The sequence below is a fragment of the Spirochaetota bacterium genome, from assembly GCA_017999915.1.
Lineage (GTDB): Bacteria > Spirochaetota > UBA4802 > UBA4802 > UBA5550 > RBG-16-49-21.
In genome coordinates this window covers 69,671-81,245 of sequence record JAGNKX010000005.1, presented here as the reverse complement: position 1 = coordinate 81,245, position 11,575 = coordinate 69,671, and the positions used below count along the sequence as shown (strand labels likewise).

The window sequence follows — 11,575 nt, the reverse complement described above, 5'->3', positions numbered from 1 at the left end:
GCTGTTTACATAATTGATGCACACGCTGTTATGCGGGATGGCCTTGCGTCGATCCTTTACCCGGTGTCATAAATGCAGTAATGCGGAGGTTGAATTAAAGATGGAACCGAACATGAAATATCTGAACGAACTGACCAGGCAGCTCGATGACCTAAAGACCACCATGGTTGAGGGCGGTCTTGAGTCTATGAACGCCGGGGAGATTGAACGGCTTCTGGCGAATATCCGCGATTTCTACGGCGTCATGGAGAAGGGGTTCGATGCTATAGCCGATTTGCTGGAAAGCAGGGATAGCGTTTCTCATTGATATAATAAAAAATAAATCCGGGTTATGTCATGGAAGGAGAACGAATGACCATCTACAGATACGACCGGGAGATGAAGAGGCTCTTCGTGAGCGGCATGCAATCGATGGAGGAGGATGGCGTCGGATCCGGCGCCGCAAAGAGCGATGAGGCCATCGAGCTGATGTTCCAGGAAGTGCTCCGGGACGGCGTGCCGGCGGTGCGCACCGTGATCCGGGAAAATGCCGGCGGGGCAAGCACGGTGGAATTCAGCTTCATGCCGGAGTATGGTCCCGACGGCACAGTGAAGTCGGTCATCGGGGTGGCCCGGGAAAAGGCCGATGAAAACGGCGCCGGAAAGAGCAGCATTGAAATGCTGGAAGATGAGAAGCAGGCCCTTCTCAAAGAGGTGCATCACCGTGTGAACAACAACTTGCAGATCATCGAGAGTCTCCTCCGGCTCCAGGCGGACCGCTTCGGGGACCCGAATTACCTGGACATGCTGGGCGGCTTTATAGACCGCATCCACGCCATATCGTTGATCCAGAAGCGCCTGTACCGGGGAAACCGGCTGCAGTCGCTGAACTTCGGGGAATTCGTGGAGGAGTATACGTACTATATCCGCTCCCAGTATCCCGATGTCGCCGGCCGTGTCGAGATTGTCCGTTCGGTGGCGGATATCGGCCTGACCATCGAGACGGCGGTTCCCTGCGCCCTTATTCTGAACGAGTTGGTGGATAATTCATTGAAGCACGCCTTTCCTGACGGCCGGCGGGGCCGCATCGACATCATTTTCAGGCTCTACGGCCAGTACTGCGTGCTGGAAGTGCTGGATAACGGCGTCGGCTTCGACGCCAGACCGCCTGACGCCAAAAAGGGGTTCGGCCTGGAACTGGTGAACATCCTCACGGGACAGCTCCGCGGCTCGGCGGTTTACAATACTCCCGTCGGGGCCTGCTGCACCATCGCCTTCCGGATACGGACGGCGCCCATCCCGGATGACGACGCTACCTCACCTTGATGAATTCCATCTCGCCCCGGGAGTTCTCATTCTTTGCCGAAAAGAGACAGTATATTCCCCGCGTGGGGAAGCTGCCGCTTTTTACCGGCTCGATCTTGGTCGACACCATCTCGCCGTCAATGGTGAGCTTTGCGAACCGGCCGTCCTCGCTGGAGAGGAGGAAATCGTGCCAGTCGAGGGTGCGTAGGGGGATCGTCCTGCCGCAGAACTCGACCTGGTCCGCCGTCAGCCTCACGTAATACGCGGCGTCTCCCCCCGGCGAATAGGCGAAGATGGTGAGGCCGTCGCCCCCGGTGAAGCGGGCCCGCGACTGTATGGAAAAGGCCCGGGAGGCGCTGAAGCGGCTGAAGAGCCCCGACGTCGATCCCTTGGCGGAGTTGAGCTCCGCGATTTTCCTGCCGCCCTTGTTGGAAAAGTTGATGCCCGCGCTCTCTCCGCCGGGAACGTGGGTCCAGTTGGCGGGCGTGTGGGAATCGCTCCATTCCGCGAAGCGCTCGTCCAGGGTCCAGGTTTCCTCGGTTTCCGTTTCCTTGTATTTCGTGAGGTCGATGGGGGCGAGGAACTTCCCGAAGATCCATCCCTTGGGGCCCTTGAGGCTGGCGACGCGGTACCAGTAGTCGCGCACGTCCCCCACCTGGGTCGTGTCCATCGATTTTTCAAGCTGTATGAGGATCTCATCGTGGGCGATCTTGCCCACCAGCTTTCCGCCGACGCCCGGCGAGTTGCGCAGGTTCACGTTGTCGCCGGTGCAGGAATAGAGCTTGTTGGTCTCCGGGCTCGTGGGGTAGCGCTTCACGTAGGCGATGATCATTTCCCAGAGGATCTCCTCGTTGCCGGAGGCCGTGAGCCTGCCCGACTGGAGACCGTCAAAGAGTATCTTCACGATGCTGGCTATGTAATCGGTGTTGGGATACTTGTTGTAGAAGTTGATCATGGCCGGGACGAGGCGGTCCGGATCGGTCTTGCCCAGGTTCTGCACCTCCTCAAACTGGAGGTCCTCGATGAGGCCGCTGCCCCGGTAGCGTGCCATGAACTCCTCGTAGAATTTCCCCCGGGGGACGATGCGGCTCTTTTTCATCGCCGGGACCAGGGCCAGGTCCCCCTCGATCTTCCTGTTGAGACCGGCCAGGTATTCCTCGATCTCCTTTTTCGACTCGCGATAGCTCTCGGTGCTTTTCTTTTCCTGGGCGGCTTCGACGAGCTCGTCGCTGAATTTCTCCTCCAGCTTCGAGGCCAGGCGGTTGATGGCGCGGCACCGGTAATAATAGACCTTTTCGCCCCTATCGTAATCGGCAGTTTTGGCGAGGCGGTTCAGCATCAGGATCGATTCCTTGTAGTCTCCGTCCTCGAACTCGTCGATGGCTTTTTCTATGTCGTTCTTGGCGAACACGAAGAACCCCGTTACGGCCAGCGCTATGGCGATCACGGTGACGATGATTCCTATTATTGCACCCTTCTTCATGGTTCCTTCCTCTATTCTTTCATTGTTGTGCCCGGCGCCCCGCGGGCGATATACGGCATAGATGGGCAGCTGTTTGAGAATTTCAAATAAAAAATAATTTTGTAAAATGATTTTAAAATATATTTGATTTGAATCGGGCGAAATATGCCTGTTTATTGCTCTGTTTGTTTGCAGGCAAATACCGATTGTTGTTTTGCTGCGGAAGGTTCATCGTGAACCATCCTCGCTTGACGCAAAACATCCTGTTTTGCTCGTTTTAGAGTTGATTGATTGTTTGTTGCTTAGTTCCACAACGCACTAAGCAGGCATATTTCGCCTTTAGAAACTATAATTTCTTATACAGCATGAGCTCTATGAGGCGGTGGCCCTCGGCGACGAAGAGGCCGGTGGAGGAGGCGTTTTTCTCGCTGAAGGCGGCGCCGCTCATCCCCTCGTAGGGGGTGCCTTTCCATCCCGTGGAGGAATAGATGGCGAAGGGGACCGGGTCGCTGCTGTGGGTGCGGATGCTGACGGGGGTCGGGTGGTCCGGCATCACGAGCACGGTATGTTCGGGATACGACGAGATGCCGTCCATCACCGGCCCCACGATCTTGCGGTCGAAGTCCTTGATGGACCGGAGTTTGTGCTCCAGGTTCCCTTCGTGGCCTGATTCGTCCGGCGATTCCACGTGGAGAAAGATGAAGTTCGCATCCGGGAGAGCCCGGAGGAGCGCCGCGGCCTTGCCCTCGTAATTGGTGTCGATGTAGCCCGTGGCGCCCGGCACGGAAAGGGGCGTCAGGCCCGCCGCCCTGCCCAGGCCGTGGACCAGGTCCACCGCGGATATGGTATGGCCCCGCAGGCCGAAGCGCTTGCCCAGGGTCTCCATGGCAGGCTTTTTACCGCAGCCCCAGAGCCACACCGACGTGGGCGTGCCTTTATATGCCGACGCCGCGTCCCGGACCGCTCTCGATGAGGCGATGACAGCCGCCGACTCTTTCATGATCCGGTTCAGCATGTCCGCGCCGTCCCCGCGGGGAAGGTGCGCCCCGACGGCCCGGCCCTGGATATCGTGGGGCGGCGTCGTAACCGGCAGGCCCCCGTGGGGATAGCCCCTCCATACCACGATGTTCCGGTAGGACACCCCGGGATGGAATTCCATGGCGGCGAGGCCAAGGCTCCCGGCAAGCTCTTTCATGATGACGGCGGAGAATTCCGAAGAGATGTGGCCGGCGCTGAAATCCTCCATGACGCCGTCACGTATGTCCACCATGTTACAGCGGACGGCGAGGTCCCGCGGGCCCAGGTCGATGCCCATGTTGAGCGCCTCCAGGGGGGCGCGGCCGGAGAAGAAGCTCCGGGGATCGTAGCCGAGGATGGACAGGTTCGCGATGTCGCTGCCGGGCTGCATCCCGTCCGGCACGGTGCGGGCCATTCCGGTTATGCCGCCGGCGGCCAGCCGGTCCATGTTGGGAGTGCTTGCGTATTCCAGGGGGGTCCTGCCGTCCAGGGACTGGATGGGCAGGTCGGCCATGCCGTCTCCCAGGAGGATGATATATTTCGGTTCGCTATTCTTTTCCATCGATCCAGCTGGAACCGTCCGAGTAGAATTCTTTTTTCCAGATGGGAACATCGACCTTGATGGCGTCGATTATATAACGCACCGCCTGAAACGCGGCGTCGCGGTGAGGGGTCGACGCGGCGATGACAATGCTGGCCTCGCCGATGCCGACCCGGCCGAAGCGGTGCACCACCGAGCAGCAGCTCAGGGACCACCGCGCCACGGCTTCGTCCACTATCTTGCGGAGCTGCTTGCGCGCCATCTCGCCGTATGCCTCGTACTCGATGTGGATCACGGTCTTTCCGCGGGAGTTGTCGCGCACGCGGCCGATAAAGCTTACCACGGCGCCGTCCGCGGATGTTCCCGCCTCGGCCAGGATCCGGTCGGTGTCGATCGGCTCCTGCTGGAGTATGATGGAAATCATGGGCGTGTATTATCCTCCGCTCACCGGCGGAAAGATGGCCAGCGTGTCCTCTTCCGAAAGCGAAGCGGTTTCCCGGCAGTATTCCTCGTTTATGGCGAAGAGCAGGGATCCGTTGAAATCGTTAAGGGGGGGATAGCTTTTTTTCAACTGCTGGATGATGTCCTTCACGGTAATGCCCTCGGAAACGGTAAGCTCCTTTTCCTCGAAGCCGAACATCTCTTTGACGCTGGCGAATGCCTTGATTTTTATCTTCATATTAAAATCGTCGGTTGTTTTATTGTCGGCGGCCCGGGGCCATGTCGTTGAGGAAATGAAAACGACCCCGCGCCTTTGTCAGCCTATACTTTTTTGGCTCTCTTGTTTCTCTTTAACAGAAAAAGATAATGCTTGATATACGGCTGCAGGCTGTCGCCAAAATCGGAAACGGTCACGTTCTTCGGCTCCTTGAGAATAAGGAGCAGGCTTTTTTTCGTAATATCATCTTCTATGGTGTCAATGATGATCTTGAAGCGTTTTATGACTTCCTTGTCCACGGCGTCGTTGGACAGCTTGTTCATTTCCGAGTAAAGCTTGAGAAGGTTAACTTTTTTTGTTTTAACCCTGGAAGGCCTGATTTCGGTTTTGCGGTGCTCGGTTTTATTCTTGGATGCAGCTCCGCTTTTGGGTTTTGATGGCATAGATTCCCTCTGGAAAAAATAAAAACAAGTGTTAAAATTATATCAACGGCGATGTTAGAATATCACTTATTACTGTAAACACAAATTTTAAAAAATTTCTGTAAGAACTACGCCGAATGTAAAGGAATTATTCGGCTTGGACGATAACCAGCAATAAGATATTTCATTAATAGATCGGCCGACCGGTGCCGATAATTCTAACAGACTTGTTTCCGGTCACATGCCCCGTCGGTTTTAGCTCCGGCCGATGAACCGTGGAGAGGGGAGCGGCGTGGTGCGGGCCGGTTGCTGATTCTCATTAATGCGAGGGAAGCATTATGAAATGTTCACGGTGCGGCAAAGAAATCAATAACTTGAACCATTTCTACATACCGCGGAAAAACCGCAGGGAAGGATTGAGGTACTGTATCGCCTGCGCGCGCGAAGAGCATATTGTCACTCTCATATGAATAGCATCCCGCACCGGGCCGCGCATCAGCGGCGCCGGGATATGTTGCATAACAATAAAAAAAGCGGCGATCAAAACCGCCGCTTTTTTCCCACAGCGCCCTGGGTGCGCCGTTTTTACCATTCGTCGCTCTGCTTGTCGTCGTAGCGCTCCCGCACCGTCGCGGTGAAGTCATCGAGATATATGAATTCCCATTCCGAGGGTTTTGTCTTGTTGCCGACCGTCTTGTATTGAAAGTTGATGATCTTCATGAACTTTTTCTGGTTCAGGAAATCGTCTTCCTGCTGGATCTTGCCGGTCAGGAGCACCGTGAACTGCTTCCATCCGAGGAAATTGACCACGGGCACGATAACGATCTTGTGATTGTTCTTTTTCGTGTCCTGGATCATGAAGGAAAGCTCGCCGTAGGTTTTCTTGCCGTAAACCCATAACGATATGGACTTGCAGTATTTATCGATGATGATATCCTTGGCGGGCTTGATGGTGATGATGTCGCCGCCCCGCGTCTTCACCTTGAGGCCCAGGTATTTTTTGGATTTGGCGTTTGACGGCTGCTGGTCGCGGATGGAGAGCTTCGCGTCCTGGTCCGAGGTCACGTTGAAGGTGAGATTTTTATTCGTGTACGGGGTCGTTTCAAAATCTTCCAGGGTTATTTCCTGCCATACCGTCACTTTCTGCTTGTCGGCGGTCGCTTTTTTCGCGTCGGCCCCTTTATCGTCGGCGGTTTTCTTGTCCTCCGCGGCCTTTTCTTCCGCCGCCTTGTTTTTATCCTGCGCGTACAATGGCATGATAAACGCCAGAGCCATGAGGGCTATTGTCATTTTTTTAAACATTCCGGGATCCTCCAAAGTTGATTTGCCACCAAAGCAATGTGTCAGATTATGAATGATATGATAACAGGATTCGCGGGGAGTGTCAATAAATTCTTTTGATGCCTGTTAAAAAGTTGCCGTCAAAAAAGGGGGGAGCTCCAAGTAATTTACTTGAAAAATTATCAGCGCTGTTATAGTACGAGGCAGGCATACTACCGGTTTAAAAAGACATCAAACCACGGGGCCAATTCAATGGATAACGCACGACGGGTTGACAGGTGTCCCATCAGGGAAGAAACCGGCCGGCAAGCCGCGACCGGCATGGCACGATGCTGTTTTGATTTTGACAATACTCTCATGGGCATGCTTGTCGATCTGAGTCCCAAGGGCTTCGGCATCGAGATCCCTTACATTTCCGGATCCCAGGTTGAAAAAATAAAATCCATGGATAATTATATGATAACCGTGGATTTCGGCGATGAAAAGATCATGGTCTCGGTGAAAAACAAGTGGAATACGGTCCGATTCGAAGATAGTGAGATGATCTACCGGTGCGGCGTCGAGATCGACGTGATCTCGCCGGAAGACAGGCTGACACTGTCGAATATCATTGAAAAGATCAGGTCCAACCGATAGACGACGCGCGCTGAACATCATGCGGTAAAAGACCCCGCACTCCCGATGTATCGGGAGGGGGTATTTTGTCCTTTAAGGGGCGTGCCCGGGGGGTCAGGATGTCCCCCTGCCGGCATGAAACAGGATGTTTCTGTAAAGCCGGCCTTAATCTCCCTCCCTAGTCGTGTTTATACAATGTGAGGATGAATTCGATCAGCTTCGGGGTGTCCACGTTGATGGGATCGATGTATTCCAGGATGCCTGCGAAGAGGAGAATGACCTGGGTGATCCTGCCGATGAACTGCGCCTCCGGTTCGGCGACCTCGACACCGCTTTTCAGCTCCCTGATGGTGGTGGAGTAGAGGTTCAGGTGGTTCCTGATGAACTTCTTTATGATCTCGCGTATCTTTTCGTCTTCAAAGCCGTAGAGGATGATGTTGATCAGGATCCGCATGTTCTTCTTGTCGAGGAGAAATTTCTCGATTCCGAAGAGGGTCGTGATCAGGGCCTTGTCGTTCTTGTCCAGGTCGAGGCCCTGGACGACGCCGATCTGGTCCCTCTGGATCTGGTTGAAGAAGTTCTCGATGAGGGCCACGTAGAGCTCTTCCCTCGTGGGGAAATAGTGGCGGAGTCCTCCCTTGGAAAAGCCCGCTTCCTTCGCGACGTCTTCGAGGGATACCTGCGAGTATACGTCCTGCTCGAGACACCGCTTGAGCGCTTCAATGATGTGCTTCTTTTTCTTTATGACCTTGAGTTCTTTTTTCATGCTGGATAACTATTGTTCCCTCGTTCTGATTGTCGCTGATAATCAGACGTACTATGATTCTTTTCAGCATCGGACTGCCGTTTTCTATCCTATTAAATTAAGTGATGATAGTAATTGGACTGAATACAGCCCGACTGGATGGAAATTATATATCTTGAGGATTTTTTGTAAATAAAAATTTTTGTTTTATTATGCCCTACCGTGTGTGGCAGTATGTTTTTAGGGGTATGGAGTCATCCCGGCGAGTAGGCGACACGGACGTCGCCGATTCCGCCGAGTCAACAGGATGTTATACGAGGCGGACGAGCGGGATGGCTCCATACCCCCAATTTACGACTGTGGCCTCACCCTCAAAGCATGGTGAAATGCAGGGACACGGCATGCCATGCCCCTGCATTTCACCTAAAATTCGCTGAAACCTTCTTTTCTCATGATCTCGCTGATCGGCTTTTTTTCAGTCCCTTTGATCGCCCCCAGGTCCACCTTTGCGCGGTTCCTGCCGTTCCCGTTCCCGCTATGGTGCGCGGATGAGCTCCGGTCCTCGATGCGCTTCAGCTCTTCCATGTGGAGCGCATGCTTCTTTTCCTCTTCCGAGCGATAAACATCCTCCTCGTTGATTACGAATTTCTGGACCAGGTTCATCAGATCCTTGGCCTGGTTCACCAGCATTTCGCTGGCCGACGCGGTCTCCTCGACCAGCGAGGCGTTCTTCTGCGTCGTGGTGTCGATCTCGTTTATGGCCGTGTTGATCTGCTCGATCCCCTGCCGCTGCTCCACGCCGGCCGCCGCGATCTCCGAGATAAGCTGTCCCACCATGCCCACCGACACGATGATGCGCTCCAGCGCCTCGCCGTTCTTTTTCGCCGATTCAATGATCCCGACCAGTGAATCGCCGCTCTGTGAAACCAGCTCGGTCCCCATCTCCACCTTGTTGATGGAATCGGTGATCATTTCGTTGATCTCGTTGGCGGCGCCGGCGGACCGCTGCGCCAGGTTTCGCACCTCGCCGGCGACCACCGCGAAGCCCCGACCCTGGTCGCCGGCCCGGGCCGCCTCGACGGCCGCGTTCAGGGCAAGCAGGTTGGTCTGGAAGGCGATATCGTTGATGACCTTCAGTATCTCGGCGATCCTCTTGCTCGATTTGTTCGCCTCGTTGATGGAGTCGACGGCTTTTGACACCACGACGCCGCCGGATTCCGCGAGCTGGATCGATTTGATCGAAAGGTCCTTGGCTTCCTGCACGACCTGGGCGGTTTCCTCGGCCTTCCGGTTCGCCTCCTCGGAGTTCTCCGAGTTCTGCTTGATGGTGGCGACCGCTTCCTCTATGATGGTGGCGATCTCTTCCAGAGCCGATGCCTGCTCCGAGGTGCGCTGCGAGAGGTTCTGGTTGCCGCTCGAGATCTGCTCGACCGTCTGGGCCAGGTGCGTCGCGTTGATTGACACCTGGGCGACGATGTCGTGTATGTCGTTGATGAATGTGTTGATCCACGTACCCAGCTCGCCGATCTCGTCCGTGGAAGCCACCTGGATGCGCTTGGTCAGGTCGCCGTTCTTCTCGGCGATGTCCCTCATCATATCGGTGATGCCGTTTATGGGCGTCGTGATGGTCCTTGAGATCCCGTAGAATATGGAGAACATCAGCACGATTACGCCCGCGAACACCCCGATAACAACGAAGAGTATGGACCAGATCTCGTCATTGACGTCATTGATGTACATGCCGGTGCCGATGATCCATCCCCACTGGTTAAAGGATTGCACATAGGAGATCTTCGGCACGATCTTGTCCTTCTGGTCCTTCCACTGCCACATGTAGTCTACATATCCCTTCCCCTTTTCCTTGCAAATCTTCGCGAATTCGACGAAGATGGCCTTGCCGTGGGGGTCCTTGTAATCCGTAAGGTCTTTCCCTTCGAGGTTCTTGGCGAAGGGGTGCACGATCATGGTGGGGCTGAAGTCGTTGATCCAGAGATAGTCCTTTCCTTCGGGACCGTATCTCAGGGTGTTGATCGTGGCCATCGCCTGTGCCTGGGCTTCCTCTTCGGTTATCTCGCCGTTTTTGGACTTGTTGTAGAGGTCCTGGACGACGCTTATGCCGATCTCCGTAATTTCTTTGAGCTTCAGCTTTTTCTGGTCGATGATGCTTGTTCTCATCTTTGGAATCAGGAACAGCCCGAAGGCGCTGATGAACAGTACAATGATAATTGCGCTTGATAGGAAGAGCCTTGTTTTTATTTTGAGATTTCCGAGAAAGGCTATTTTGGTTTTCATGTCTGATGCCCCCTTTTTGATTTACTGTGTCTGAGCGGAGAATGTATGTATAAACGGGTGTCTCCCTAGAACCGTATGCTGTAGTGAGTCCCGTTGTTGCGTGATATGGAGATGGTTCCCTTCAACTGGCGGACCAGGGCGTTCACCAGCTCAAGACCCATCGTTGCCGGATTGTAGCAGTCCACGTGTTCCGGAATCCCTATGCCGTCATCCGATACTTCGAGGGCGTGGGCCATCTCGAGAAAATCCCACGAGAAGCTGATGGTTATGGAGCCCTTCGTGCCGGGCGGGAACGCGTGCTGCAATGAGTTGATGACGAGCTCGTTGATTATCAAGGCGCATGGTACGGCGACCTTTAATTCGAGCTTGTCGTTCTCCACGGTGTGGTTGATCCGGACCTCCTTTGAATCAAGGGTCCTGTTTTTCTGCAATGATTCAATAAAGTCCCCGATGTATTCGCCGAGATTGACGACCTCCAGGTTGTTCTCCTGGTAGAACTTGTTCTGGATCAGGGCGATGGCGTGGATCCGGTTGATGTAATTTTCATACAGGGAGTAGTAATTGAAATCGTTGATCCGGTCGGCCTGCAGGCGGAGAAGGCTTTCGACGATCTGGAGGTTGTTCTTCACCCGGTCGTGCAGCTCCTGGAGCATCGTTTCCTTCTCTTTCTGGAGCGTGCAGATCGTGTCTATGATCTTCATAATCTCGGTGATGTCCTGGGATATGCATATGATGGAGATTATGTTGCCGGCGGAGTCGTGCTCGGGGAAGAGGTGGCACTTGTATATTTTCGCCCCCGTCTCGTCGTAGAACATGATGGGGCTTTCGAGGCGGCCATCGACGCTTGTCAGCTCGCGGAAAACCGATTCCCAACGCTCGTAATGGCCGGATATGCCGTATTCCTCCTGGATTGCGTGAACATGCCGCTCGAACTCGATACGGTTTTTCCTGTCATCGGTTTCGCTGAAGAATATCTTGTCCCTTTCGTTGTCGTATCGAAATATCATCTTCCCCGTTCTCCGGTGACGTCATGAATAGGAATGGCGGTATCATGGAACTGTTCGAGAATGGAAACAGCCTCTGGTGTTTTCCCGAAGTGTTATGAAGATGTCTCCCTTCTATGTGTGTATTGTGTCGTTGCCATGTGCTGAACGCCGCATCCCCTTTTTTTTATCCCTGACAGCATCCCTGCGCATCATGTGGAGGGATGATCTTGATAATGTTATCTTGCAATATCACTACGCATGACAATGAATGT

Annotated in this window: 13 protein-coding genes; 3 read left to right on the top strand and 10 right to left on the bottom strand. The window is 54.3% G+C overall.

The window, feature by feature from the left end:
• Positions 1-100: 100 nt before the first annotated feature.
• Positions 101-307, top strand: a complete 207-nt coding sequence (locus tag KA369_09065; GenBank protein ID MBP7736106.1) for a hypothetical protein — start codon at positions 101-103, stop codon at positions 305-307.
• 44 nt (positions 308-351) lie between these two features.
• Positions 352-1,305, top strand: coding sequence for a sensor histidine kinase (locus tag KA369_09060; protein MBP7736105.1), 954 nt, complete (start codon positions 352-354; stop codon positions 1,303-1,305).
• Here the strand turns inward: KA369_09060 and KA369_09055 are convergent.
• The 7 genes from KA369_09055 to KA369_09025 all read right to left on the bottom strand — a co-directional run bounded on the left by KA369_09055 (position 1,292) and on the right by KA369_09025 (position 6,686).
• The gene (locus tag KA369_09055; GenBank protein MBP7736104.1) at positions 1,292-2,767 is read right to left on the bottom strand and encodes an SH3 domain-containing protein; all 1,476 of its coding nucleotides are present in this window, start codon (positions 2,765-2,767) and stop codon (positions 1,292-1,294) included. The genes KA369_09060 and KA369_09055 overlap by 14 nt on opposite strands.
• 325 nt (positions 2,768-3,092) lie before the next feature.
• Positions 3,093-4,325, bottom strand: coding sequence for a cofactor-independent phosphoglycerate mutase (locus KA369_09050; GenBank protein MBP7736103.1), 1,233 nt, complete (start codon positions 4,323-4,325; stop codon positions 3,093-3,095).
• Complete coding sequence (locus KA369_09045; GenBank protein MBP7736102.1) at positions 4,312-4,728, bottom strand: molybdenum cofactor biosynthesis protein MoaE; 417 nt, start codon at positions 4,726-4,728, stop codon at positions 4,312-4,314. Before KA369_09045 ends, KA369_09050 begins: the two co-directional genes overlap by 14 nt.
• A 9-nt stretch (positions 4,729-4,737) precedes the next feature.
• Positions 4,738-4,983 (bottom strand): molybdopterin converting factor subunit 1, encoded by a 246-nt coding sequence (gene moaD, locus KA369_09040; GenBank protein MBP7736101.1) that lies wholly within the window; start codon positions 4,981-4,983, stop codon positions 4,738-4,740.
• An 83-nt stretch (positions 4,984-5,066) separates the two neighbouring features.
• A complete protein-coding gene (locus KA369_09035) occupies positions 5,067-5,405 on the bottom strand; it encodes a hypothetical protein (protein ID MBP7736100.1) in 339 nt (112 codons plus the stop codon).
• 364 nt (positions 5,406-5,769) lie between these two features.
• Entirely contained in the window at positions 5,770-5,976 is a 207-nt protein-coding gene (locus KA369_09030) for a hypothetical protein (protein MBP7736099.1), read from the bottom strand.
• On the bottom strand, positions 5,970-6,686 hold the full coding sequence (locus KA369_09025) for a hypothetical protein (protein MBP7736098.1): 717 nt from the start codon (positions 6,684-6,686) through the stop codon (positions 5,970-5,972). The genes KA369_09030 and KA369_09025 overlap by 7 nt, the downstream gene beginning before the upstream one ends.
• Positions 6,687-6,917: 231 nt before the next feature.
• Here KA369_09025 and KA369_09020 point away from each other — a divergent pair, with 231 nt between their 5' ends.
• Positions 6,918-7,301, top strand: coding sequence for a PilZ domain-containing protein (locus tag KA369_09020; protein MBP7736097.1), 384 nt, complete (start codon positions 6,918-6,920; stop codon positions 7,299-7,301).
• Positions 7,302-7,458: 157 nt separating this feature from the next.
• On the opposite strand, the gene KA369_09015 is transcribed toward KA369_09020, so the two are convergent.
• The 3 genes from KA369_09015 to KA369_09005 form a co-directional block, all read right to left on the bottom strand.
• Positions 7,459-8,046, bottom strand: coding sequence for a TetR/AcrR family transcriptional regulator (locus tag KA369_09015; protein ID MBP7736096.1), 588 nt, complete (start codon positions 8,044-8,046; stop codon positions 7,459-7,461).
• A 402-nt stretch (positions 8,047-8,448) separates the two neighbouring features.
• Positions 8,449-10,317 (bottom strand): cache domain-containing protein, encoded by a 1,869-nt coding sequence (locus KA369_09010; GenBank protein MBP7736095.1) that lies wholly within the window; start codon positions 10,315-10,317, stop codon positions 8,449-8,451.
• A 65-nt stretch (positions 10,318-10,382) separates the two neighbouring features.
• Entirely contained in the window at positions 10,383-11,324 is a 942-nt protein-coding gene (locus tag KA369_09005) for a hypothetical protein (GenBank protein ID MBP7736094.1), read from the bottom strand.
• Positions 11,325-11,575 lie beyond the last annotated feature (251 nt).

Excerpts from the sequence above, each read along its gene's own strand:
- KA369_09065 (MBP7736106.1), top strand. The coding sequence starts at position 101 with ATGGAACCGAACATGAAATATCTGAACGAACTGACCAGGCAGCTCGAT.
- KA369_09060 (MBP7736105.1), top strand. The coding sequence starts at position 352 with ATGACCATCTACAGATACGACCGGGAGATGAAGAGGCTCTTCGTGAGC.
- KA369_09055 (MBP7736104.1), bottom strand. The coding sequence starts at position 2,767 with ATGAAGAAGGGTGCAATAATAGGAATCATCGTCACCGTGATCGCCATA.
- KA369_09050 (MBP7736103.1), bottom strand. The coding sequence starts at position 4,325 with ATGGAAAAGAATAGCGAACCGAAATATATCATCCTCCTGGGAGACGGC.
- KA369_09045 (MBP7736102.1), bottom strand. The coding sequence starts at position 4,728 with ATGATTTCCATCATACTCCAGCAGGAGCCGATCGACACCGACCGGATC.
- moaD (MBP7736101.1), bottom strand. The coding sequence starts at position 4,983 with ATGAAGATAAAAATCAAGGCATTCGCCAGCGTCAAAGAGATGTTCGGC.
- KA369_09035 (MBP7736100.1), bottom strand. The coding sequence starts at position 5,405 with ATGCCATCAAAACCCAAAAGCGGAGCTGCATCCAAGAATAAAACCGAG.
- KA369_09030 (MBP7736099.1), bottom strand. The coding sequence starts at position 5,976 with ATGGTAAAAACGGCGCACCCAGGGCGCTGTGGGAAAAAAGCGGCGGTT.
- KA369_09025 (MBP7736098.1), bottom strand. The coding sequence starts at position 6,686 with ATGTTTAAAAAAATGACAATAGCCCTCATGGCTCTGGCGTTTATCATG.
- KA369_09020 (MBP7736097.1), top strand. The coding sequence starts at position 6,918 with ATGGATAACGCACGACGGGTTGACAGGTGTCCCATCAGGGAAGAAACC.
- KA369_09015 (MBP7736096.1), bottom strand. The coding sequence starts at position 8,046 with ATGAAAAAAGAACTCAAGGTCATAAAGAAAAAGAAGCACATCATTGAA.
- KA369_09010 (MBP7736095.1), bottom strand. The coding sequence starts at position 10,317 with ATGAAAACCAAAATAGCCTTTCTCGGAAATCTCAAAATAAAAACAAGG.
- KA369_09005 (MBP7736094.1), bottom strand. The coding sequence starts at position 11,324 with ATGATATTTCGATACGACAACGAAAGGGACAAGATATTCTTCAGCGAA.